Raw genomic sequence first — 24,528 nt, 5'->3', positions numbered from 1 at the left:
CTTTACTCCTCGATTTCTTTTTGAAAGGATTCTGATATGGTGCCTAAATTGCGAATCTTTGCAGTAACGGTTACATTCACGTCCAATTTTGCGAATTCCTGATCCCAATTTCCTTTTAAACGCTTCCATTCTTTAGGATCGGTTCTATGAATTTCGTCACCAAAACCGAAGATATCACTTTGATACTTCTCTTGAAGCGTTTTTATCGATCCTTCTATTTTATCCTTAATGTCTTTTGCGTATCTTTTATTCAATTCTTCGATTTTTTCGGGTTTAGTTAAATCAATTGTGCATTCTACTTCACCTATACTCCCTTCTGACGTGACATTTATATCAATTTTCGGATTTCCTTTTTCCATTTTTCCCTTGATTTTCGTTTTTGTACTTGTCGTGTTGACCGTAATTTGGTCACCTTCACATGGAATATTTACCGCGGTGGACTTAACATGATCTGTAATGTAACTAACACCTTTACTGTCGTTCCTGTTTAACCAGCCGACAAGTTTATCCTTCTTGAATACTCCAAGATAATCCAATCGCAAACCGGATTTCGGGGAGATATCTTGTGCATTCGTAACCTTGCTTCCTGCTTCGGGATCACCATAAACGAGAATTCCCGTTAGCATGGCCTGTCTGCCTTTGCTGACGATACTGCTGACCAGCTCATCCAAAGTGACCGTCCTTGTAGGCGCCCATCTTGTCTCTGAATTTTCCAAGGAGTCAAAAACTTTATTTGCCGGTATTTTTTCAAGGGCCGTTTGCACATTAAGCGTATCATAAGCAGTTGAACCCTTCGCAACGGTCATATAGAAATCGGATCGCAACTCCTTTTGCCGGGAAAGGACATCCAGAGGCTTTGCAATTCCTGCCCTGGCCATTTCCTCACCAAAGACAATTTCTCGAAGATGTGCGACATATAACCTCCTTGGTACATCAGTTGATAGGCTTCTTATTGCTTCAGCAATGGTTGCACCGCTTTTCCTGAAGGTTACAACTTCCGTACGGCCGGACCTGGCATCACCTGCAAGCTCACTCGAATTCAGAACTTGGACGGATACAAGATACCCATCTTCCGTTTTATCAATTCCCATGGCAGTAACGATGGCAAGTTCATTCAACTCAATGCTGCTCCAACAGCCGGATAAACAAATTATAGGTAGCATTAAAAATACCTTTAGCATTTTTTTCATCGTAAAACCCTCATAATCTCATCATTTTATCTAGGTGGTTTTGGAGAACTGACATCTCCTCTGTCTGTATCATTTTTACTGATCAAACGAGGCCGCTTTAATAATGACCAATGTGGCATACGAATGATGTTGTCTTTTTGATCTTGTAAAATGAATGGTGCATTTGGAGCTAAATATGGTAAACCAAAAGATCTTATGCTATTTAAATGCAGGACCATCACGATCAGCCCCAAAATGATCCCGTATAACCCAAATGTAGCGGCAAGGATCATAAACAAGAATCGAAGCATCCGAAAAGCCATGGCCATACTATTGGCTGGGAACACAAAGCTGCAGATGGCTGTTAAGGACACGATGATAACCATTGTTGCCGAAACGAACCCTGCTTCGACAGCAGCCTGTCCAATTACTAATGCACCAACGATGGAAATGGATGAACCGATTGCCCTTGGCATCCTCACACCTGCCTCACGCAAAATTTCAAACACTACCTCCATCAGCATCGCCTCCACAAAAGCAGGAAAAGGAACTCCCTCACGTTGTGAAGCTAGACTTATGAGTAATGGAGTAGGAAGCATTTCTTGATGAAAAGTCGAAACAGCTACATAAAGTGACGGTGTTAGCAAAGCTAGGAAAAAGGATAAATACCGTAATACTCGAATTAATGTGGCAATATCTGCCCGTTGATAATAGTCTTCACTGGACTGGAAAAAATGCACCATCAGTGCTGGAACGATAAGGACAAACGGCGTTCCGTCAACCATTATCGCAATTCTTCCTTCTAAAATGGCAGCGGCTACAGCATCAGGACGCTCCGTATTATAAACCGTTGGAAATGGAGTGTATACCTCATCCTGAATAAGCTCTTCAATGTATCCACTCTCAAGAATCGCATCTATATTGATTCGATTTAACCGGCTTTGCAATTCTGAAACCGTTTTATCATTGGCAACACCTTTTAAATACATAATCGCAACGTCCGTTTGCGTTTTTTCTCCAATCTGCTTTGTTTCAAGCCATAAGTTAGGATCTTTTATTCTCCGTCTTATTAAAGCAGTATTTGTTCGCAGTGTTTCAGTAAACCCATCCTTTGGCCCTCTTACTACTGTTTGGGAGGAAGGTTCTTGAACTCCGCGATCGACCCAACCTCTTGAGCCGAGTGCCAATCCTTTTGGGGAGCCGTCCATCAATAACATCGTGTCTCCCGATAAAACATGGTTAAAAAGCTTTTGAAAATCAGTTATTTCCACTATTCCCCCTACAGGAAGAGTATGTGATTTTATCATTTCAAAACAATCAGGGACCGCTACTTCCAAGTCAGAGTTCCGAATTTCAACCATCAAAGTGTCGAGGATTAAATCCTGGATGGAAGCTGAATCCGTTAATCCTTCTGTGTAAATGATGCCTAATTTAATTTCCCCATTTTTACCTGCTTGGAAATCCCTTATAACGATGTCTGAACTATTTCCTAACGTTTTCTTAATATGGTCTATATTATATTGAAGATCAGGGGATATAAGTTTTGTTTGATGATTCTTTGAGTCCTTACTTCTGTTTTGGGATGTAACTGAATTTTGGTTTTGATTTTTGGTTTTGCTGGAGTTTGGATTTTCGCTTTGATTCAGGTCCTCTAGTTGTTTTTTATTTTTCACCGATTGTTTATCTTCAATTAACTTCCTCAATGGGATAGGAACTCGAGATTTCATTGCTAACCCCCTCATAACCAAAAGCTTGTTAAAATTAGGTTTTCACCTTCGCTGCAATTATATCCATGTATGTAAAATAAATCGCTGTGCAAAAAACATTATATACATGATAATCTTTTATCAAAATTTCACTTTTACCCTTAAATCCACGATTGTTATCAACCACTTCCCGCCATCTTTTCAAACTCGGAAAAAATTTGCCTTTTAGAATCAATTCGGTAGGGTGCACAATCTAAATCAAAACCATTGGAAATTATGTATAAAAGCATCCTATGAGTAAATGCATAGATTGCCAATATTCGCATAATCCATTATTGGACTAAATTGACGGGATGGTTTAGAGAAAAAAAAAACCCTGCAGATTTCCACAGAGTTTTTAATAGCTTTCAACTAATTTTTGGATGGCAAGAATTAGGGAGTAAAGAGCTTTTTCCTTCAACTTGTTTAATTCCAAGTACCTGTTTTTTCCAAACTCAACTTTTATAATTGTTTCGTCCCCATTTTCCCAACACTCTTGAAGTCGCAACATTTCATTTCTGGTACATATGTACGATAAAAAGACTACGCCCAATAAGTCCTCTTCCCCATCCTAATATGGGTGACAAGGCGCCGATTTCAAGCTTCCAATGTAATATATTCAGCTCCTTGTTCTTTTGCCCAATTATGTATATAACTGAGCAGATTATATCCAAGGCCACTAGGACGATGATTTACATCAGTAACCAAATCTTGTACATAAACATAGCGTTCATTATATGAATCTTCACGCCAGCTAATACCTGCTAATGCTACAATGCTTGTATCATGATATAAAGCAAATAACCGTTTACCCTCCTTACGCATATCATTTAATAAATCTAGATATTCCTTTAAAGTCAAATCTGTACGTAACTGACTCAATATAGGAAAAGCCTGTAAAAATTGATGTTCTACAGTTAACTCCACTATATTTTCCACTGGTATTTTCATACTAATTTCTCCTAACATTTTAAGTTTAACCGCTTCGCCTTGCCCTTTATGAATCCGGATTAAGTTTCTGACATTTAAGCCTATCAAATATGCTTGATAACCTAGAGCTTAAATATTTTTCAATATGTCCAACAGTTCTTCTTCCTTTCTCTAAATATTAGATATACCAATAAATCATTTGCAAGAATTGTGCCATATCAAAGGAAATGTACACGTTCAGTGCAATTAATATCTTCCAGAAGTCAAGAAGGTCCCTATCAAGTACTATGAGGAATGACTGAAAAGTTAGGCCATAGTTAAAACAATATACGGTTCCTAAACCATTAAGGTTCGGGACTAAGGAATTAAATTACTTTCTCTTGGACAGTAATTCTATGATTGTATAGTAGAGCTACATCAGTAAAAAGGCAGAAAATTCGCGACCGATTGATGTAACGGGGGTGGATTGTTGAAGATAGACAATTGATGTCCGTGTGAATAACTTGAACAAGAATAGCCAAAAATAGGGAGTATTAAGAAGGAAGGAACAAACATATAGGTGAAAAATAATGCCTGGTAGTTTCAAAATTTCATCACATCAATTGATGATTTTAATCCTCTTGTATTCGGTAGGAACGGTTATTTTACATACTCCTTCTCCTTTAGCTGGTTTTGCAAAGCAGGATGCGTGGCTTGCTGCATTATTTGGAACAGGAATCGCATTAATTTTTGTATGGTTTTACATCAGGGTTGGAAATTTATATCCTGATCTCGCTTTAGATCAAATAAATGAAAAGGTTTTCGGTAAGTTAGTCGGAAAGATGATTAATCTCACATTTTTCTTCTGGTCTTTTTCAACTGCTGCCGAGACCACTTATTATGTGGGGAATTTCATTAAAACTTTTTGGATGCCGGATACTCCTCTTGTAGCTTTAAATATATTGTTAGCTACAGTAGTGATCTTTACAGTCCGCCTTGGTTTTGAAACTTTTACACGCACGTTGGAAATATTCTTCATTCCCGTATTACTATTACTGATTATTTTTTTGGTTTCCATCATTCCTCAAGCAAACATTCAAAACATTCAGCCAGTATTTGAAGGAGGCACTAAACCCTTAATACGGGCGATACTTTTTTATGTTAGCGTGTTCACGCTTTCCCCTGTTATGTTTTTAATGATTTTCCCTTCAAAAGTAAATGAAAGAAAACTAGGGGGAAAAGCCTTTTATATTGGCACTTTGATCGGAGGAATCATATTAATTCTGGTTATCATGCTGGATATCTTGGTTCTTGGACCCGATAACACCGCAAGAAATATTGCTCCAAGTTATACGATGGCAAAAAAAATAAATGTAGGGAATTTCCTCATGCGGATCGAAGCCGTAATTGCCACTATTTGGATTTTCACAACCTATACGAGGACGGTTATGTATTTTTATGTTTCGGTTGTCTTATTTTCAAACATTTTCAATATAAAGGATTATCGGCCATTTACTACAGCTTTAGGGGTGATAATGGTTTTTTATTCATTGATTGTTTTTCCGACGGTCTCTTCATCCGGGGAATACAATAAAAATATATGGTTATTCCATGCAGCGGCTTTTGGTCTGGTCATGCCTTTATTATTGTTTATAACGGCTAAATTTAGAAACATCTTTAAAAAGCACCATGGTAGCCAATAAAAATGTGATCATATACTGAGTGAGTTGGAGACTTTAAAAAGAACGTCATAAAAATACTCCAAATAGTCATTTTTTCCGGGTTCAATCTGGCTCGATTGGATGATCGTAATGAATATTTACGAATGAGGTGAGTATATTGAAACATAAAATAATCATTATTTTTAGTTTGATATTTATAGCATTCATGACTGGGTTACTCATCTTTTACCTTAAAAAAGATGATTCTTCCCGATGGATGGTAGCTCTTGGCGGAATAGTGGTAAGTGCCTTGCCCATTTCATTACTATTTGTAAAAAATAATCCCTTTAACATTCCAATCATAATCGGCTATTATGTTTTGGTTTTCTGTACGGCATTTTTAGGATCCATCGCAAATTTTTATATTGATTTTAAATGGTGGGACTCTGGACTTCACTTCTACAAAGGCATCTTCGTGGGATTTGTGGGGATTGCCCTTTATAAACTTTACATCCCTCAAAAAGCGAGAAAAGACACTTCAAGGTGGGTCATTTTCCTTTTTGTTCTTTCACTTTCAGCTTGTGTCACTGTTTTTTGGGAAATATATGAATTTGTGGGAGATCTCACTTTTACTCATACCATGCAGCGAGGCGGTAACAAAGATACCATGTACGATATAATTTTCGGACTAACCGGCGGCCTGCTCATTTCCATTTATTCTAGTGTACAAAAATTAAAATTATGATGATTTGTTGAGGTAATCATATGAATCGTAAGTTAGTTATTTCATTAAGTTTAGTGTATGTATTTTTCATGGGAGCTTTATCTATTTATTACTATACAGCCGATGAAACTTTCAAATCACTGGTTTCGATAGGCGGTGTGGTATGTGGGGCAATTCCCCTTTCACTGTCCTTATTAACCAAGCTTCAATTCAATTTGCCAATTACCATTTCCTATTTGATCTTCTTATTCGCTTCACAATTTTTAGGATCTATTTTAGGTTGGTATGGACTGGGGTGGTGGGACACATTTTTGCATTTGTTAAGCGGTTCCCTTCTTGCTTTTACGGGAATTGCTTTATATGAACGATTGGTATACAGAAATGCGGGCAAAGAGATATCCCCTTGGTTCGTCTTTTTGTTCACCCTTTCTTTCTCGGCACTTGGAGGTGTCATATGGGAGATCTACGAATTTAGTTCTGATCAATTATTCGGAATGACACTGCAAGGCGGGGGAAATAAAGATACAATGATCGATTTAATCGCGGATACGATTGGAGGACTTATCATTGCAGTGTGGGCTGGAGTGCGGACAAAGATTAAGTTAAAAAAAATATAAAAAGCATGCCAGTTGATTTCAGGTACCTGCTCCCTTTCCGCCGACTGTCTGTCAAGCCTTCTCGACGCAAACGTTTCCAATCAACCTCCAAATTTGCACAAGCAAAAAAACTGTAGACAAACTTGATGAAAATCGAGTTTGTCTACAGTCTGAAACGACCATCTTACCGATGGTCATTTTTATGTTCATTTAAATATGATGGAAATTATTTTTTCCGTCGTCATCGCACTATCCACCACATATGTTCCAGGGCGTAATCCGTTGGCCTTGCCCTTCTTTTCAACCGCGTCGGAAAACTCATTGGCATTTTTGATGACTTTTGCTTTTTGCAGGTCTTTACCCACATCGATGCTTGTCGAGCCTTTAGACACAGTAAGAACTGTACGGTATATGATTTTTTCCGTTGGTTCTTTTACCGTTTCTTTTTCCGCCTCCGCCTTATCTTTAACCGACTGTGCTTCAGCAATCTGATCTTCCCATTCTTTTTCGGAATGTATGACATACCCTTCTGAAGCCAGAGACTCTTTCATTTCATCTTCTGATAGTTTCTCAGACGTGCCGGTCGCTTCACCTGGACCAAAGAAGTACACTGCACCGCATAAGCCTGCGGCAACAACAAGGCCTCCGGCAAAGCTGCGCATTGATTTAGATGTCATTGGCCACATTTCTCCTTTCATTCGTCGTTTTCATGTAAGGAGTAAGCATCCGTTCTATTTCTTCTTCCGGCTGTTTTGTCTTAAGTGCGATGCTTTCAAATGAATAGCCTCGCTTATGTAGGTCGAGTACTTCACGCAACATGTTTCGCTTTTCGGAAGACATTGCCAAAATGCCTGCCTCTTGCACCGTAATTTCAGCATCTATCTCGATGTTCCTGATTTTTTCCTGTAATACATTCATTTCATCCCCAAAAGTGCTGGCAATCTGTTCCAATTGACTGTCCACTTTTACAGAGTCCTTTTTAATAAACGATAAAATGAACAGTAATACTGCTGCAGCGAACAAAATGATCAGAGCCCATTCCATCATTCTATGTCCCTCCTTAATCTTTGAATCTACTATCTCGCCTTCTAATTATATATTGATTTGTTCCAAAACTCGATTTAAAAGTACTAAATACCACATTAGTCACGTAATTATGACAAAAAAAGGCGCGGGAAGGTCATCCATAACTATAAATAATGAAAAAACGAAAAATAAAACTTCCATTTGAGGACCATTTTACCATAATTCATTCATCATTCATACCACTATTGGTTTATTAAGGTAAATGATCTGTATTTCGACTCCTCATACTTCAAGAATACTTCAAGAATTTTTCAACACATATAACAGGGCATTCCATTGATCATCCACATGTGTCACTGCGTTTACTTTTCCCTCAAAAAGGTCCAAGAGTATATTAAATGACAAACATGTTTCCAAACGATAAGATATATATAGGTTCCTTTTCCTATTTCATTAATAAATACGATTTTACAGTGCCATATATTTATTGGTGCAAGATAATAAGGAGGAAACAATGAATATCAAAATAAATAATATACCCGGTTTCATGCAAAACGAAATCGAACAACTTCAATTAAAGTTGTCCCCCTTGTTGAAGAAAAATATGAAATACGGTTTTTTTTCAACGGTGATGATAGGCTTTTCCATCATTAATCTTTTTTTTCTCTTATTTAAGAACGACTCTTTACCCATTTCGAAAATCGCACTTGGAATCTATGCATTGGTGGGAGCTGTAGGATTTGCCTTATTAAAAGAAAACAAACACAACCAAAGAGAAATAGTGAAAATGAGTCAAAAATATATGTTGGAGAGAATCAAAAAAAGCAACTATTTAACAGATGCCAGAAAAAACAACTACTTTAAACGAGTAAATGAGCAACCGCTTACTGCCATGAATGTTTTTTTTGAGTTTCTTGCTGAAGAACAACAATGGAAGAACAAATCCTCCCACTCCGAATAAATAAAAGGAAGTTCGCAAATTTCATAACAAATAAGGCAAAAAAGGCGGCACAAAAAAAACAACTCAACCAGTATGCTCCGGTAAACTGCCGAACCACACTGGTTGGTTGCTTAGGTTTTTTCATTTACAAATTCTCCATGAACGTTCCTTTTTTAGTGCATTCCAATTGAGAGCTCAGTGGTTAGTTCTGGAGCTTATTTTCAATGAGTTCATGAAAATAGACTGCAGCATGTTCTGTTGGAGAAAAGATTCCATTTGTAAATGCCTCGGAACTTAATCCTTTTTGCAGTTTTTCCACTAGATCAAAATCTTCCTGCCGTACTTGATCAACAAATTTAAAATATTCTTCTTTTTCTATGGTTGTTTTTTCATCTAAGGAATAATCCCGATAAATACCTAACGACGTCACAGCATCAACGGGAATTACTTGAATGGTATTCACGTTTCCGTCTCCTGGATAAACGTTAATCATCATATTTGGCCAAACCCAATAAAAACGCGCTTGGTCCCCTTCGCCATTCTTGCTTGCTGTCATATATTGATAGGTGAATTTGTCATGTGTCGTTGTGCAAAAGTTTGCTAAATCAAAGGATTTAGCAAAGCCAGGATGAGCAATGGAACAATGATCACATTCCAGGTAATTGTCAACAACGGCCTTCCAATTAGCTTTTACCACACGGCGGGTTTCCCTAACTAGTTTCAGTGAATCAAAGAATGGATACTCTTTCATTTCCTCTAAAAATTCCCGATATGCTTCTGCCATAGGGGGGGCATTTTTGTCAAGATTGACAAAAATCATGGCATTCTGAACTTCTATGCGAATGGATTTCATACAGCTGTGTATTCCCAGCTCATTCGTTTTAAAATTAGGGGCTCTATTTACACTTCCATCTAATTTGAACGTCCATCCATGGTATCCGCATTGTAAAATTTTCTTATTTCCTTTATCGGCATTTTCTACTTTCATTCCGCGATGAGGGCAAATATTGTAAAAAGCACGCAGTTCACCATCGGTCCCGTGAGAAACGATAATGGGCTCTCCGGCGATATCCAATGTCATGAAATCGCCTACCTTTTCCACTTGGCTTGCATGCCCTGCCAAAATCCAACTCTTTCTGAAGATCTTTTTGCTTTCTTCATTGAATACCTCTGGATCGACATACCGTGAATAAGGCAGTGTTGGGCTGAACTGTACATTTTCTTTCGTGGACATTTTGAAATCCCCTCCTGTTTTTGATCTAATTTACAAGTTTAAAAACGCTTAATTCAATTTTAGTTATATCCGATCCATATAGACTGTCTTGACTTCTGTATAGAATTCAACGGCACTCTTCCCTTGTTCACGGCTGCCCGCGCTTGAACTTTTACATCCGCCAAATGGCATTTGCGGTTCGGTTCCTGCCGTTTCCGAATTGACATGAACAAGACCCACTTCAACATCTTCAATAAACCGTTGAGCCGAAGTTAAATTATTCGTACAAATGGCTGCGCTCAATCCATACTCTGTATCATTCGCCATCTTAACTGCTTCCTCATAATTTCCGGCCTTAAAAAGGGCAATGACTGGTCCGAAGATTTCTTCACGCGCAATGCGGGCATGTTGAGGAACATTTTCAAAGATTGCCGGCTTGACATAAAAACCATTCGCCAATTCCGCTTCTGCCGGGATCTCTCCTCCGCATAAAAGTGTAGCTTCTGATTTCCCAACATCGATCATTTCAAGCACGCCATCGCGTTGTGATTTAGATACAGCGGGACCTATATATGTTTCTTCGTTGAGCGGGTTGCCCACTTTTAATTCTTTCGTACGTGCGACAAGCCGTTCCCGGAACTCTTCATAAATTCCTTCCTCCACAATCACCCGGCTAGTGGCTGTGCATTTTTGCCCTGTGGATTTAAAAGCTCCGCCTATAGCTATTTCCACTGCTTTTTCAAGATCAGCATCGGCGAGGACGACAAGCGGGTTTTTCCCTCCCATTTCCGCTTGCACTTTCTTTCCATGTTCAATGGCTTGTTTTTGAATTTGCTGACCTACTTGATTCGAGCCCGTAAAAGATATAGCCTTCACATCAGGATGTTCCACTAATGCAGCACCAATGACGGAACCCCTTCCGAATACACAATTGATGACACCGGGCGGAAGACCCGCTTCATCAAATGCCTTTAGCACATGATGGACAGACTTAGGTGTAAGATCAGCAGGTTTAATCACGACTGTATTCCCGTAAATCAGGGCCGGCGCCAATTTCCATACAGGGATGGCGATAGGAAAGTTCCATGGTGTAATCAAACCCACCGGACCGAGCGGCGTGCGGGTAGTATATAAAAATGTATTGGCATTGGCTGAAGGAATTACTTCCCCGAGTGGCTGCCGAGCTTCAGCAGCATAATATTCAAGTATGCTGGCAGCCCGATTGGCTTCCCCCATCCCTTCCAAGAATGTTTTCCCTTCTTCCTTTATCAAATCTTGACCTACTTCCTGCATGTTCTTTTTCAAAATATCAGCTGCTTTTTGCAAATATGAAGCCCGTTGCTGAAACGAAAGTTTTTTCCATAAAGGGAATGAACTTTTCGCGGCTGCCACTGCATCATGTAAATCAGCCGCCGCACTAGATGGAAATTCTCCTAAATTTTCACCATCATGGGGACTAAGATTTTCTCTATACTCCCCTGTAGTGGGTTCTTTCCATTTTCCATTAATATAATTTAAGTAACGCATACTATTTCCTCCGTATTCTATTATTCTACTTCTCTAAGTTATAGGTTTTGCTTTTAACTGCACTTCTAAATGAATCTTAAACGACCGTATTCTTATATCTTGCATATAATAATCACTATTGAATAAAATCATTGGTCTGTTCAGTTGTTAAGGCTGGCACCTCGACGTTCCTTCGCGCATATCTGAAATAGTAAAATATATAGCAAGCAACGACGAAGCCCAATCCCCAATACAACGAAGTTCGCTGTGTCGGATCATAAGCGGTGAACACGAAAATACCTAGACACATAATGATGCAGAGAATCGGGGCAAACGGGAAAAAAGGTACTCTAAACTTCAGATTTTCAACCTTTCCGCCTGCTCTGATATACTGCTTGCGGAATCTGTACTGTGCGAACGCAATCGCCATCCAAGTAAGCACCCCTCCAACCCCGCTTATGGAAAGCAGCACAACGAATAACGTTTCTTCCGCTACTACACTAGTAAGCAGCGACAGCAAGGCAAAGACCATGGTGACTAGTAAGGCGTTCATAGGTACACCGCGCCGATTGAGCTTTCCAAATGAAGAATGTGCCATACCGTTTTGAGAAAGGGAGAAAAGGATTCTTGTACAAGCAAACAGACCCGTGTTTCCTACAGAGAGGACCGCCGTCAAAATTACGAAATTCATAATGTCTGCTGCATAAGGAATGCCTACCATTTCAAACACGGTAACAAATGGACTTTCCAGTACACCGACTTCTTTCCAAGGAACGATGGCCGAGAGAACAAAGATTGCCAGTACATAGAAAAGCAGCACACGTATTACGATGTTTCGAATCGCTCTCGGAATGCTTTGTTGCGGGTTTTCCGTCTCTCCTGCTGCAACACCCATGATTTCCGATCCCTGGAAAGCGTATACGACTGTCATCATCGATATGAAAACACCAGTGAACCCTGTAGGAAATAGTCCATCTCCTATAAAATTGGAAAGGAACGGGGCAGGTTGTGCATCCTCCATATGAATCAATCCAAACATCGCTGCTGCACCGATAATTATGAAGAGAATGACGGCAAGCACTTTAATCCCGGAGAACCAATACTCTGTCTCTGCAAAACTTTGCGTAGTCAATGCATTTATAGTGAATAAAAGGACCGTAAATATCACACACCATATCCATACTGGTATATCGGGAAACCATCTGGTCATGAGCAAACCGGCCGCTACAAATTCCAGGCCTACGTAAAGAGCCCAGCTTAGCCAGTAAATCCAGCCAATGACAAATCCAGTGGCGGGACCAATAAATTTCGTTGCATGGACCTGAAAGGAACCGGACACCGGCATCACTACCGATAATTCACCGAGACAAATCATCGCCAAGTACATTAATAAACCACCGACCAAATAGGCAACAATCGCTCCTAAGGGTCCAGCTTCACCGATTGCATATCCTGATCCCAGGAAAAGACCAGTTCCAATTACCCCACCTAAGGAGAGCATGAATAAATGCCTGCTCTTCATTGAACGCTGTAATTCTTTTGGCTGATTTTCATCTTCTGTTTGCATGAATTCCCCCCCGTTCCTGATTGATAAACTGCCTGAACACTTTCATGATTAACACAAGTTAACGAGAGTTCCCCGATAACGCTTCGGAAGGCACTGCATATTCCGGCAAGTCGCTGATTGTCGGTTTAAATATTTCATAAGCTACTTCTCTTTGATATTTTTTTTGTTTTTTTGCTTGAGTAAACAAATGATACGTATTTTTCCTGCATAGTTTTTCTATATCATCGACGACAGCTTGTGGATTTGGTTTAATCAGTCCGAATATAACCGCATCATAAAATCTTATCGCCCCCAGGTTGGCAACGAAATCATTGACAACATCTATTCCTCTCTGTCTTATGATCTCGTCTCCCTCGGGAGAAAGGGGAATATTTGCCGCCTCCACAATCAAGCTCGCTTTTACGCTTTTGGCATTGGATATGTGGATGACATCCTCCAATGCGGACGGAATTAAAATGTCGCAATCTATGTCGAGCCATTCCGTGTTTGGCCTTACATCATAATGCGGTTCAAAAAAGGCTTTATCCATTTCCCCGTACATATTCTTATGATCAATAAGCTTTTGGACATCCAATCCTTCATCACACGTTACCAAAAGGGCTGCATCGGAAATTCCCACAACTTTATAACCTAACTGGAACATTTTCAATGCGCAGCTTGCCCCTACACAGCCGAATCCTTGAATGACAACTCTTGCTCCACCTTTTCCGTTTTTAAATTTCCATGCCTCATCTGCGGAGAAAGCCACACCATAGCCTGTTACGACATCGTTTAAAAACAACCCGTCGATTTTTGTCGTCAACAGTTCATCGAAATCTTTTATCCCTTGCAGAACATTCGGATTCTGCTTCATTGATTTCGTTAGGGGGATATCAATGCCAAATTCATTAAATATTTTGAGTACATCTTCATATTTGGTACCTAAATCACTGCCTAACGATACCCCTAAATCTATATAAGGCATCATCGCAATCAGAAATCTTCTTAACACTGCATATGCGTCTGGCGCTTTATAATCATAGGCAATGCCCGCTTTACAACCGCCAGTCGTCTCAGACTCACAGGCTACATACTTATAAGCCATCGCCTCGGCCAGCCTTTCGACCTCTTCTCTTGTAACCGTTGGGTGCATTCTTGTACCGCCGCCTGTGTATCCTTTTACAAAGTTATGGACAACCAGCCAGCCTTTAGCATCTGTTTCCGTATCATTCCATTCAACAACTATATATGGTTTTAACATCTATGATACCTCCCTTACATGCCTTTTATTGGGTCCTGCTAACTTCCAAAGTTAATTATTAGACACTAACTTTTCGTATACTTCCTTCTTGTCCTGGCCTACAGATAGAATCTTTGGATTGACTGCAACTTCTATTACAGACGGCAGCCCTGAAGCAATCGCCCGTTGCAGCGCTGGCGCAAAATCAATATTTTTTTCAACCTTTTCACCATGTGCCCCAAATAAGCGGGCCAATCCAGCAAAATCAGGATTAGATAAGTCAGTTCCAACGGCCCGGTTTGGAAAATGCCTTTCTTGATGTGCTCTAATTGTTCCGTAAATATTGTTGTTCACAACAATTGATATGGTCGGAATTTTATACCTTACAGCGGTTTCAATCTCTTGGAGAGTCATCATGAAGCCGCCATCCCCGGAAATAGAAACAACATGTTTGTGAGGCTGCGCCAGTTTTGCCCCAATAGCAGCAGGCAGTCCATATCCCATTGCACCCGACGTTGGCCCCACGTATGTGTTTTCTTGTTCAAAACGATAATATCTTGATAGCCATCCAAAAAAGTTGCCTGCATCATTTGTAATGATGGTATCCTTCGGCAGACAGACAGCCAGATCATGCATCAATCCGTCCATATCCACGAAATCCTCTGTGTAATCGGCCTTCGGTTCAGAAAATTCCATATATTTATCGTGCAATTCTTTCAGATGATCTTCGCCTGAAATAAAAGATCCTGATTCTGGCGCTTGCAGTGCTTGTTCCAAAAAGCTCTTGGCATCCGCTTCAATGGCAAGAGAAGGAGCATACACTTTACCAAAAATATCGGGACAAATATCCACATGGATCAGCTTTGAATGTTTAGAAAGCAAGGTGTAATCTTGTGTTCCTACTTGAGAGAATCGTGTCCCTAATGCCAAAACTACATCTGCATCCCGGATTGCATCAAGTAAATATTGAGGTGTCCCAAATCCAAGCCACCCTGCATAGCAAGGATGTGAGTTCGGAAACGCGTCAAACCGACGGAAAGCTGTAACGACAGGAAGTTTCATTGCCTCTGCAAACTGTACTAGCAACCTGTTGGCCTTAGCATGAATCACACCTCCGCCAGCAATCAATACGGGGCGCTCCGCGTTTCGTATCGTATCCATCGCCTGCTTCACATCTTCCATATGTGGTTGAGGAGGAAGCGAGCGATATGAAGGGTTCATGTTCAACTCTGCCTCGTCTTCCAACATGTCATGCGGCAAAGCCACTAATACAGGGCCAGGACGCCCCGATCTCGCAATATGGAAAGCCCGTTGCAATAATTCCGGGATTCTTTCCACACGATTGATCTCTACCGTCCATTTACATAAATGACTGAAAAAACCCGTCAAATTCACTTCCTGGAATGCTTCCTTTTCTTTAAAAGGGCGTTCGACTTGGCCAATAAGCGCAATCAAAGGGGTTGAATCCTGAGCAGCAGTATGAATGCCGATAGCTAAGTTTGTAGCACCCACTCCACGCGTTGCCATACAGACCCCCACCTCTCCTGAAGCCTTGGCATACCCTTCCGCCATAAAAGAGGCACCTCCTTCATGCCTTGCGGAAATAAGTTCTATTTCAGGATGTTGATATAATGCATCCATTACACTAAGATAACTTTCACCTGGTACACAAAAAGCTTTTTTTACCCCTTCTTTAGCCATTACTTCTACGACTGCTCTTCCTCCACTGACTTTCATAATCAAGCCTCCCACTTTCGAAAACGTGTTTTTATTCTATTAATCTATGATTATATGAATATCGGACTGATTCCCACTGTCATTTAACAAGCTTTTCCAATCCTGAAGCCTGTTTATTATCTTCTTTCATCCCAATTGAAGTTTTTCTTGTAAGGGCACTCACTCCTAAAGTTACTGCGATGTTGATGAATAATACAGCTAACCCTACATCAAGATCTTGTATGGCTTGCGGCAGAGATGGAAATAATGTAGCAAGTGTTGTACCTGATGTAGTCGAATATACAACTAGTAGAATTCCAACGATCATGCCGGCAAATGCTCCTTGAACCGTGACAGGATTCTTTTTCCACAAACTGAAAAATAGTGCTGGAAACAACTGTGCCATGAAGCTATATGCCATAAGATACAAGGTAAAAATCGACTCCCCGCCATTGAACGTAAAATATAGAGTCACTATAGAAATGACAGGTACTAACATCCTGCTCAATCTTTGTAGCTGGTCATCCGATGTATTCGGCTTCCATACCTTATATACATTTTTTGAAAGTATCGTGGCCGTAGCCGTCAAAACGAGTGAACTGGGAATAAGGGCGGCCATTGCCCCTGATGCTCCAATAACTCCGACAAACCAGGGATCAAATGACATCTTCGCCATTTTAAATAAAGCTAAATCTGCTTCTGCTCCCTGTAAATTCGGAACTTGGAGAATCGCAGAAAAACCAATAAATAACGAAAAAATGATGATTATTTGATAAATTGGCATAACCCCAGCATTCCAACGAAGTGATTTCGGACTTTTTGCAGAGAACACTCCCGCTAACATATGAGGAAACATATAGAATGCCAATGCTGTCATGATCGTAGCTGAAATAAACCAAGAGATACTCAAACCTTGTTCCGGGAAAATCAAAAATCCTTGTTTTGCTGTATCGATTGCTTCAAACATCGGCTGTATACCACCGTAATAATGAAGTGGAAAATAAATCCCCATAAAGACGACAACTGTCAGAATCATGATATCTTTAATGACCGCGGTCCACGCCACTCCATGCATCCCTGAAGCCGTTACATAAATTGTGATTGCAATTACCCCAACAACTATAGCCACATTTGGAGATATGGACCCATAGGAGGTTTCTGATACGATAATACCTAACCCTTTCAACTGCATGATCAGATATGGAATAATTGAAATGACGCTAATTACCGCCACAAGAACACCTAAAGCCGGACTGTTGTACTTTTTGTCATAAAAATCAGATTGAGAAATGACATTATTTTTTTTTGCATATCTCCAAATAGGCGGCAACAGCCAATAGGCGATTACAAAATAGAAGCAATTAAAAGCGTATAAGGCAGGAGGCATACCAGATCGATAAGCTCCGCCGCTCGCCCCCAAAAACGTATATGTCGTAAACATTTCACCTGCTATCAAAAAGAAGAGCAAAAAGCTGCCGAAGCCTCTTCCGCCAATGGCCCATTGTTCCAAACTCATTTTTTTACCTTTTCGAGCTTGAAGCCCTAACCAAATACACAGAACCAGAAAGAAAAGGATAACGAGCAGGGCTTCATTCATCAGTCTTCTTCCTCCTCGGTTGCAGGATCAAGTCTATTGGCGATTATCAAAAAAACTGATGTAAGACAAACCCATAATATCGCCCAAAAAAGAACAAATGGCATCCCTAACACATAAGGTTCAATTCGATTGATAACCACTAGCGAGCCAAGTGCCGGTATTGCACTTATCACATAGATTATTTTCTTCATTTGTTCACCACCCTTATCAACAAATGCCAAACTCGAATCTTTCAAACCTCATTTATCAGAAAATACAGATAATTTTCTCTGTATGATTACATTGACACCCCTTTAGTTAAAGGCTCATTTACAGCCCAGTTCGGTTTCACCCCAAAAAGAACTTGTTCCACCTGCATTGCGGCATGTACAGCCATGCGTACGGAACCTTCCTTCGTCAAAGCGGCATTATGAGGGCTGACAATCACATTATCCAATTTAAAAAGTGGATTCCATTTATCAGGAGGTTCAACTTCAAATACGTCTATTCCGGCACCGGCAATCTCGCCTGCTTGCAAAGCGTTTACTAGATCACTTTCCTTCACCACACCGCCCCTGGAAGCGTTTACAAAAAAGGAGGAAGTTTTCATCCAGGAAAACTCACGGCTTCCTATTATTCCTTTTGTTGTTTTCGTTAACGGCAGATGCAGACTAATAACATCAGCGTTTCTGAATACCCATTCTAAATCTGTTGCTATCTCCAGCCCAGAATTCGGGCTGGCGGTAACATAAGGGTCGTAGCCAATCACTTTCATATCGAAGCCTTCGGAAGCTTTTTTTGCCAGTATTCTACCGATTCTCCCCAGTCCGATAATCCCCAAAGTCTTGCCTTCCAAGTCCATACCAAAAAGTTGATTACGGATAGCAAAATTCCCGCTGCGCAGCTCTTTGTCAGCCAAGCTTAAGTTTTTGGACAAAGATAAAATTAATGCCATTACATGTTCCGCTACAGAATTCGCATTTGCCTCTGGGGTATTTGTTACATAAATGCCACGCTCTGTAGCAGCTTCAATATCAATATTGTCCAAGCCCACTCCATACTTGGCTATTACTTTGAGGTTTTCAGCTGCTGTAATAACTTCTCTATTTATTACAGCCGTTGATCTCGTTAGTACTGCATCACAACCCTTGATTTCTTCCATAAGAATTTCTTGCGACAAATCAGATCCTACTTTAATCTTAAAGCCTTTTTCTACTAAATAACTTTTCCCCTCTTTCTCAATATCTTGAGGAATATACACTAAATGACTCACACATTCCCACCAACCTTTCATGTTAACCTTGGAGGAAAAACCTTTCCTACTACATTGTTTATATACAATTATTGTGCCAACATAAAAAACATCCGTTTATTCAAGAAAGAAGCCAATTCGTTCTCAAATTAAGAGATAAATAAAGTAAACAAATTGTTTCATAATGAATGAATTTGTTTCAATCCGTTTCAATTTGTTTCGATATTCAAATTTTTCATCTTTCTCCATAAAGTCGTCCGACTCATCCCTAACTCAAAAGCAGCTTTTCCTTTGTTAAAATTCACCTTCATTAACGTTTGAACAATTCTTTCACGCTCGGATAAATGTATCCCAGGTGATATATCCATCTCTTCGTTTTGTTCCGAAAGAAGTATTTTCTGATTACTTTTATTCGGAAAATACATTTCGATATCGTACACATCAATTATCTTGTTCTTATAAAGAGCGCATAATCGCTCACAAAAATTTTGCAATTGGCGAATATTCCCTTCCCAATTCCCTTCACTCAGCCTTTTCATGGCAGTTTCCGAAATTTTGATTTGTTTCTGATCCGAATGACCTTTCCGAATAAAAGCATTCACCATTAACGGAATATCTTCTCTGCGTTCCCGAAGCGGAGGCAATACAAGGTCCAGCACACTCAAGCGATAATACAGATCCTCCCGAAAGTCATTACTCTTTACCATTTGCATGAGGTCTTTGTTCGTTGCCGACACTATTCTCACATCAACAGGGATTACTTTATCATCACCGATGCGCATGATTTCACGCTCCTGCAGGACACGCAGCAGCCGGCTTTGCATTTTTGGGGAGATTTCTCCTATTTCATCCAAAAAAATCGTACCTCTATGAGCCAGTTCAAAAAATCCTTGCTTTCCGCCTTTCATGGCTCCCGTGAAAGCTCCTTCTGCATATCCGAAAAGCTCACTTTCCAATAAATTTTCGGGAAGCGCTGCGCAATTAATGGCAACAAATGGGTTATTTTTCCGATTGCTATGATTATGTATGCTTTGGGCGAATATTTCCTTGCCCGTTCCAGTTTCTCCAATTATAAGAATGTTTGAATCCACTTCACTATAACGTTGAGCTGTTTCAATCGTCCTCTTGATTTCCGAACTCCGATACAATATATCATCAAATGTGTACTTTGCCACATGTCCGCGTGAATGAAGCTTTCTAAAGAACTTCCCTTCCATCTCCTGAATGCGGGTAACATCTTGAAAGGCGACCATATCCCCCACTTTTTTACCTTTTAAAAATATCCCGACCTTTTTTACCGATAATTGAATGGATTGGTAAGCAACGGTATCTTTTTCGTATTCATCGTCGCTTAAAAGCATATTACGAAATGTTCCGGGCTTTATTATATCGTATACAGAACTTCCAATTAAGCTCCCCTTGGAAATAGCTAATATCTCCTGAGCGGCCGTATTGAATACGGATATTTGTCCTTTTAAATCTATTGCAATAACCCCTTCATAGGCATAATTAAGAATCGTTTGGTAACGCTTGGTCTTCTCCTGTTCCCTTCTGCTGACAAGAGCTACCCTTTTCGCCTCAATCAACGCCTGCCGAAATGATTCCTTTCCAGTATCAACCAGAATGGCCCCCAACCCTATCTCTTCAGCATATTTACAGGTACTTAACCCACTTAACACAACCTCACAGCCATCTCTGGCGGCTAAATCCACTAAACTGACTGAGGACTCGATATCATTTAATATATAGGACTGAATTGGCAAATCAACGATATCCGAAAGGTTTTCCACGCCATAAATCATATTCAAAGCTCCTATGACGGCCACTTTTTTACTGCCGAAACGTGCCTTGCAATCATGCAGGGAACGAATGAGGTCAATGCCCTGCACAGGAATATCAACGATAGGAATGGATTCATTGCATTCTTTTAATAGTTTCGTGATTAATCCCCTTGAGATGATTACATCGGCATCAAGTTTCAACTTCCCAATCTTATCGGCATCCTCAACTACCTCCTCTAAAACAAACTTCACTGAAACGTTACCATCATTTTCCGATTCTTCCAACTTGTTGAACTCCTCAAATCTTTCAAAAGCATCCGTAATATACCCTTTTCGGGGAACAACGAGTTTTATTTTTATCAAAATACCCACCTCCAGCGTAAAATCAATTTGGCTTATTGGATGTAAGCTCTGGCAACCTGTTATTCTAGCCAGATCAAATAAAGACGAGATATAATAAAGGTAGCTAATACGCCGCAAAAGTTTTCATATAAGGCCGCGATAAGAAAAGTAATGGCCATAAGTACGATTGAGGTTATTTCTGCATTTTATTAAGATTTTTCATTTTGAAAAATAAAAAACCCTGTTATCCTAGGTTTTTAAGGATTCCGATTGATATTAATTATTACAAAAAGAATGGACATTCAGTCATCTCATTTAAAACTAGAGAACGATTTTTAACATCAACATAATGATCCTTATGGTGAAATTCATCATGCCTCTTTAATTTCTTAAAGGGCGGCTTCCATCTACGTTATTTTCCATAATTCCCCTTCCTTTCACGCTAACAGGACTATATTCCTTTTATTCTTCATACAAATGTGGAATTCCTTTTGATTTTATCGTTAGTGACAATAAAATTAGCCTACAAACAGATAAACCCCGTTCAAGAATCCTGAACGGGGTTTATCAATAAATAAGAGCTGTTTAATTTGATTTTTTATGGAGTTTAGTTCTCAAACATCATAAGTCTGTTCATTCAAGGTGGTTTTACATACGAACTTAAAAAGGATCGGCGATGACAAGGATTTTCCCTGCCTTAATATCCTCTAGATATTGATCGGCTTCGGCTTCCTCCAGTCCAATGTCCAATAATGGCTTTCTCAATCCGCCTGCTCCCGATGCTGCCCCGGCTGCGGCTCCGCCAAATGTGGTGAAAATCGGACCCGCTGCCAATATCGGACCTATTCCTGGTAAGGCCAATGCACTCATTCCAATAAGCAGGCCTGTCAATCCGACAGCTCCGCCGGCTGCTGCCCCGGCTACTAATCCATCAGTTTTTGCCGGGCTGACTTCCTCTGCTTCAGTTGGTAATTTATCGATGTTTTTTGCCACTACTGATATTTGATCGGATGTATATCCTTGTTCCTTTAAATTTTTGACTGCTGAAGTCGCTTCATTTTCATTATCATATATTGCTATAAACCTCTTGTCCATGGTATCTGCTCCTTTAAAAGTAATGTATTGTACAATACCCTTAATTGAGGTTTAATAACCTTCCATGAAAGAAATGAATTCTATTCCCGGATTTGCCCCTGGCCGTATATGAAGTACTTGCTTGATGTTAAGGCAGGTAAACCCATTGGTCCGCGTGCATGCAGCTTTTGAGTGGAAATGCCGATTTCTGCGCCATAACCGAATTCAAAGCCGTCGGTAAAACGGGTGGAAGCATTGTGATAAACGGCTGCGGCATCCACTTTATTCAAAAATGCGTAAGCATTTTGTTCATCCCTCGTTAGGATTGCTTCAGAATGCTTGGAACCGTATCGGTTTATGTGATCAATGGCATCGGATACACCTTTTACAGTTTTCACGCTGAGTTTTAAAGCCAGGTACTCAGTTGACCAATCTTCCTCCGTAGCCGTTTTCGCTCTCGGAAAGGAACTGCAAACCGCTTCATCTCCATATAATTCAATACCCTTTTCGTCCAGGAGTTCCAGAATACGCACTCCATTTTCTTCAAACCATTTTTCATGTATCAGAAGCCCTTCAATGGCATTGCATACGGATGGTCGCTGAGTTTTACCGTTTAAGACAATTTTCTCGACCATCGTGATATCTGCGGTCTGATCGATGAAGATATGGCAATTGCCTGCTCCTGTTTCAAGGACGGGGACAGTGGATTCCTTAATCACCGTTTCAATTAAGTTCTTTCCGCCGCGTGGAATCAAGACATCTAAATAGTCATTTAGATGAAAAAGTTCCTTAGCGGTTTCACGACTCGTATCCTCGATCAACTGAACAGCTTCTACAGGGATTTCCGTATTCTCCAATGCTTTATGAATGGAAGAGACTAGTGCGATATTGGAGTATTTGGCTGACGAGCTGCCTCTTAAGATGACAGCATTCCCCGTTTTCAAGGATAATGTAGCTGCATCGATGGTCACATTCGGCCTTGCTTCATAAATCATTCCGATTACCCCGATAGGCACCCGTTGTTTTTTAATCAATAAACCATTCTCTTTTTCAATCGTTTCCAAGCGTTCCCCAATCGGATCATTTAAATCGATTAAAAGCATAATGGCCGCTGCCATGTCATCAATACGGTTACCATTCAACATAATTCGATCTAAGATAGACTCGCTGAGACCTTTTTTCCTGCCATCTTCCAGATCCTTTTGGTTTTCCTTTATCAAAAAATCTTTATCGATAATAAGTTGTTTAGCAATTTTCCCAAGTGCCTCATTCTTTTTTTCCGTACTCAATCCGATTAGCTGATAACTGGCTTTTTTGGCTGCCTTTCCTTTCGCCGTCACTTCACTCATTTCTAAACTCCCCCTTTTTTCTTGAAATTGATTTTTTATGCTTTCACCCATTTATCGCGATGAATAACTTCTATGGAAGTGATTATAAGCTCGGATGTCCTCTTTCCCATCGCCTGTTTTAATTCTTCGTCGGAATAAAGGACCTCACCCCGCCCTAATAACCCATTTGCACCAAAGACTTCGACAACATCACCCTTATTGAAGACTCCTTTAATTTCATAAATTCCAGCTGGCAGCAGACTGCTTCCATTTGAAACTAAGGCCCTTTCGGCACCTTCATCAACGAAAATTTTCCCGGATACTTTTGAATGAAGGGATATCCATTGTTTGTTTTTCGTTACCATCGCCATGTCTTCATTCCCTATATATGTGCCATCACCATTGCCTTCAAGGATAGTTAGAAGTTTATCACTCCCCAAACCAGATCCGATGAATACTTTCACCCCTAGTGACAATGCCGTTTGCGCTGCAATCAGCTTCGATTTCATCCCACCGGTTCCGACATTAGATCCTGCACCTTCTGCCATTTGCAATAAATCATCCGTAACTTCGGATAATTCATCAAATCGTTTCGCCCCTGGGTTTGACTGTGGATTGGAATCATAGAGCCCATTAATGTCCGTTAATATGATCAAGTTCGTGGCGTGGACTAACCCGCTTACCAAGGCGGATAGCATATCATTATCACCAAAAGTCAACTCCTCGACCGATACTGTATCATTTTCATTTATGATCGGAAGGATGCCGCGTTCAAGCAATTCCATCAATGTGGCATATGCATTTTTATATCGATCTTTTTTCGAGAAATCTTTCCTTGTTAATAAAATCTGCGCCGGAACGATTCCAAAATGCCCCAATTGTTCCATATACGATTGAATCAATAGGCTTTGACCTACAGCTGCAGCAGCTTGTTTTCCTTTGAGAGTGACAGGTCGCGTAGGGTAGCCAAGCTTGCGAAAACCTGTCGCTACAGCACCTGATGAAACAAGGACAACTTCATGTCCGGCTTTCCTTAAAGCTGCCACTGCCTGGATATGATCGGAAAATTTATTCTGGTCGATTTCACCTTGTGTGTTGGTCAAAGAACTACTTCCTATCTTTACAACGATGCGTTTCTTTTCCATCGATTACTTCCTCCAATAAATATCTAAGACATGAAAAAA

At 40.2% G+C, this 24,528-nt stretch carries 21 protein-coding genes; 4 read left to right on the top strand and 17 right to left on the bottom strand.

Annotation, left to right across the window (positions count from 1 at the left end; translation table 11 throughout):
• Nucleotides 1-2: 2 nt before the first annotated feature.
• From AC2YHV_RS12250 to AC2YHV_RS12240, 3 genes are all read right to left on the bottom strand, one after another.
• On the bottom strand, nt 3-1,190 hold the full coding sequence (locus tag AC2YHV_RS12250) for a Ger(x)C family spore germination protein (protein ID WP_487373287.1): 1,188 nt from the start codon (nt 1,188-1,190) through the stop codon (nt 3-5).
• A gap of 26 nt (nt 1,191-1,216) precedes the next feature.
• The gene (locus AC2YHV_RS12245) at nt 1,217-2,896 is read right to left on the bottom strand and encodes a spore germination protein (protein ID WP_487373286.1); all 1,680 of its coding nucleotides are present in this window, start codon (nt 2,894-2,896) and stop codon (nt 1,217-1,219) included.
• Between the two features lie 615 nt (nt 2,897-3,511).
• On the bottom strand, nt 3,512-3,865 hold the full coding sequence (locus AC2YHV_RS12240; RefSeq protein WP_057277857.1) for a GNAT family N-acetyltransferase: 354 nt from the start codon (nt 3,863-3,865) through the stop codon (nt 3,512-3,514).
• A gap of 548 nt (nt 3,866-4,413) precedes the next feature.
• On the opposite strand from AC2YHV_RS12240, the gene AC2YHV_RS12235 reads away from it, so the two are divergent.
• The 3 genes from AC2YHV_RS12235 (at nt 4,414) to AC2YHV_RS12225 (ending at nt 6,825) form a co-directional block, all read left to right on the top strand.
• Nucleotides 4,414-5,526: a GerAB/ArcD/ProY family transporter gene (locus AC2YHV_RS12235; protein ID WP_487373285.1), complete on the top strand. Its 1,113-nt coding sequence runs from the start codon at nt 4,414-4,416 to the stop codon at nt 5,524-5,526.
• Between the two features lie 136 nt (nt 5,527-5,662).
• Nucleotides 5,663-6,229 (top strand): DUF2238 domain-containing protein, encoded by a 567-nt coding sequence (locus AC2YHV_RS12230; RefSeq protein WP_487373284.1) that lies wholly within the window; start codon nt 5,663-5,665, stop codon nt 6,227-6,229.
• Between the two features lie 20 nt (nt 6,230-6,249).
• Nucleotides 6,250-6,825 carry a DUF2238 domain-containing protein gene (locus AC2YHV_RS12225; protein WP_328118599.1) on the top strand — a complete coding sequence of 192 codons (576 nt, stop codon included), beginning with the start codon at nt 6,250-6,252 and terminating at the stop codon, nt 6,823-6,825.
• A gap of 185 nt (nt 6,826-7,010) precedes the next feature.
• On the opposite strand, the gene AC2YHV_RS12220 is transcribed toward AC2YHV_RS12225, so the two are convergent.
• Nucleotides 7,011-7,481: a hypothetical protein gene (locus AC2YHV_RS12220; RefSeq protein ID WP_487373283.1), complete on the bottom strand. Its 471-nt coding sequence runs from the start codon at nt 7,479-7,481 to the stop codon at nt 7,011-7,013.
• A complete protein-coding gene (locus AC2YHV_RS12215) occupies nt 7,471-7,851 on the bottom strand; it encodes a hypothetical protein (RefSeq protein ID WP_222619893.1) in 381 nt (126 codons plus the stop codon). Before AC2YHV_RS12215 ends, AC2YHV_RS12220 begins: the two co-directional genes overlap by 11 nt.
• Nucleotides 7,852-8,344: 493 nt before the next feature.
• Here AC2YHV_RS12215 and AC2YHV_RS12210 point away from each other — a divergent pair, with 493 nt between their 5' ends.
• Nucleotides 8,345-8,791: a DUF5392 family protein gene (locus tag AC2YHV_RS12210; protein ID WP_063575798.1), complete on the top strand. Its 447-nt coding sequence runs from the start codon at nt 8,345-8,347 to the stop codon at nt 8,789-8,791.
• A 181-nt stretch (nt 8,792-8,972) separates the two neighbouring features.
• Here AC2YHV_RS12210 and AC2YHV_RS12205 read toward each other — a convergent pair whose 3' ends face one another.
• The 12 genes from AC2YHV_RS12205 to proB all read right to left on the bottom strand — a co-directional run bounded on the left by AC2YHV_RS12205 (nt 8,973) and on the right by proB (nt 24,489).
• The gene (locus tag AC2YHV_RS12205; protein ID WP_063575797.1) at nt 8,973-10,004 is read right to left on the bottom strand and encodes an aromatic ring-hydroxylating oxygenase subunit alpha; all 1,032 of its coding nucleotides are present in this window, start codon (nt 10,002-10,004) and stop codon (nt 8,973-8,975) included.
• 63 nt (nt 10,005-10,067) lie between these two features.
• The gene (locus tag AC2YHV_RS12200) at nt 10,068-11,510 is read right to left on the bottom strand and encodes an aldehyde dehydrogenase family protein (protein WP_487373282.1); all 1,443 of its coding nucleotides are present in this window, start codon (nt 11,508-11,510) and stop codon (nt 10,068-10,070) included.
• A gap of 115 nt (nt 11,511-11,625) precedes the next feature.
• Complete coding sequence (locus AC2YHV_RS12195; RefSeq protein ID WP_487373281.1) at nt 11,626-13,056, bottom strand: amino acid permease; 1,431 nt, start codon at nt 13,054-13,056, stop codon at nt 11,626-11,628.
• A 58-nt stretch (nt 13,057-13,114) separates the two neighbouring features.
• Nucleotides 13,115-14,296, bottom strand: a complete 1,182-nt coding sequence (locus AC2YHV_RS12190) for a Glu/Leu/Phe/Val family dehydrogenase (RefSeq protein ID WP_330501259.1) — start codon at nt 14,294-14,296, stop codon at nt 13,115-13,117.
• A gap of 51 nt (nt 14,297-14,347) precedes the next feature.
• A complete protein-coding gene (locus tag AC2YHV_RS12185; protein WP_487373280.1) occupies nt 14,348-16,012 on the bottom strand; it encodes a thiamine pyrophosphate-dependent enzyme in 1,665 nt (554 codons plus the stop codon).
• 79 nt (nt 16,013-16,091) lie between these two features.
• The gene (locus AC2YHV_RS12180) at nt 16,092-17,588 is read right to left on the bottom strand and encodes a sodium:solute symporter family protein (protein WP_487373279.1); all 1,497 of its coding nucleotides are present in this window, start codon (nt 17,586-17,588) and stop codon (nt 16,092-16,094) included.
• Nucleotides 17,588-17,779, bottom strand: coding sequence for a DUF3311 domain-containing protein (locus AC2YHV_RS12175; RefSeq protein ID WP_057277949.1), 192 nt, complete (start codon nt 17,777-17,779; stop codon nt 17,588-17,590). Before AC2YHV_RS12175 ends, AC2YHV_RS12180 begins: the two co-directional genes overlap by 1 nt.
• A gap of 86 nt (nt 17,780-17,865) precedes the next feature.
• Complete coding sequence (locus AC2YHV_RS12170) at nt 17,866-18,861, bottom strand: hydroxyacid dehydrogenase (RefSeq protein ID WP_487373278.1); 996 nt, start codon at nt 18,859-18,861, stop codon at nt 17,866-17,868.
• A gap of 167 nt (nt 18,862-19,028) precedes the next feature.
• Nucleotides 19,029-20,963, bottom strand: a complete 1,935-nt coding sequence (locus AC2YHV_RS12165; RefSeq protein ID WP_487373277.1) for a sigma 54-interacting transcriptional regulator — start codon at nt 20,961-20,963, stop codon at nt 19,029-19,031.
• A gap of 639 nt (nt 20,964-21,602) precedes the next feature.
• Nucleotides 21,603-22,037 (bottom strand): general stress protein, encoded by a 435-nt coding sequence (locus AC2YHV_RS12160; RefSeq protein ID WP_487373276.1) that lies wholly within the window; start codon nt 22,035-22,037, stop codon nt 21,603-21,605.
• Between the two features lie 80 nt (nt 22,038-22,117).
• Nucleotides 22,118-23,365, bottom strand: a complete 1,248-nt coding sequence (locus AC2YHV_RS12155) for a glutamate-5-semialdehyde dehydrogenase (protein ID WP_098936933.1) — start codon at nt 23,363-23,365, stop codon at nt 22,118-22,120.
• Between the two features lie 35 nt (nt 23,366-23,400).
• On the bottom strand, nt 23,401-24,489 hold the full coding sequence (gene proB, locus AC2YHV_RS12150; RefSeq protein ID WP_487373275.1) for a glutamate 5-kinase: 1,089 nt from the start codon (nt 24,487-24,489) through the stop codon (nt 23,401-23,403).
• Nucleotides 24,490-24,528: the final 39 nt, after the last annotated feature.

Source organism: Peribacillus sp. SRI_006, from assembly GCF_057586375.1.
Note: the sequence above shows the minus strand (reverse complement) of the source record. Positions and strands in the feature narration are given on the sequence as shown.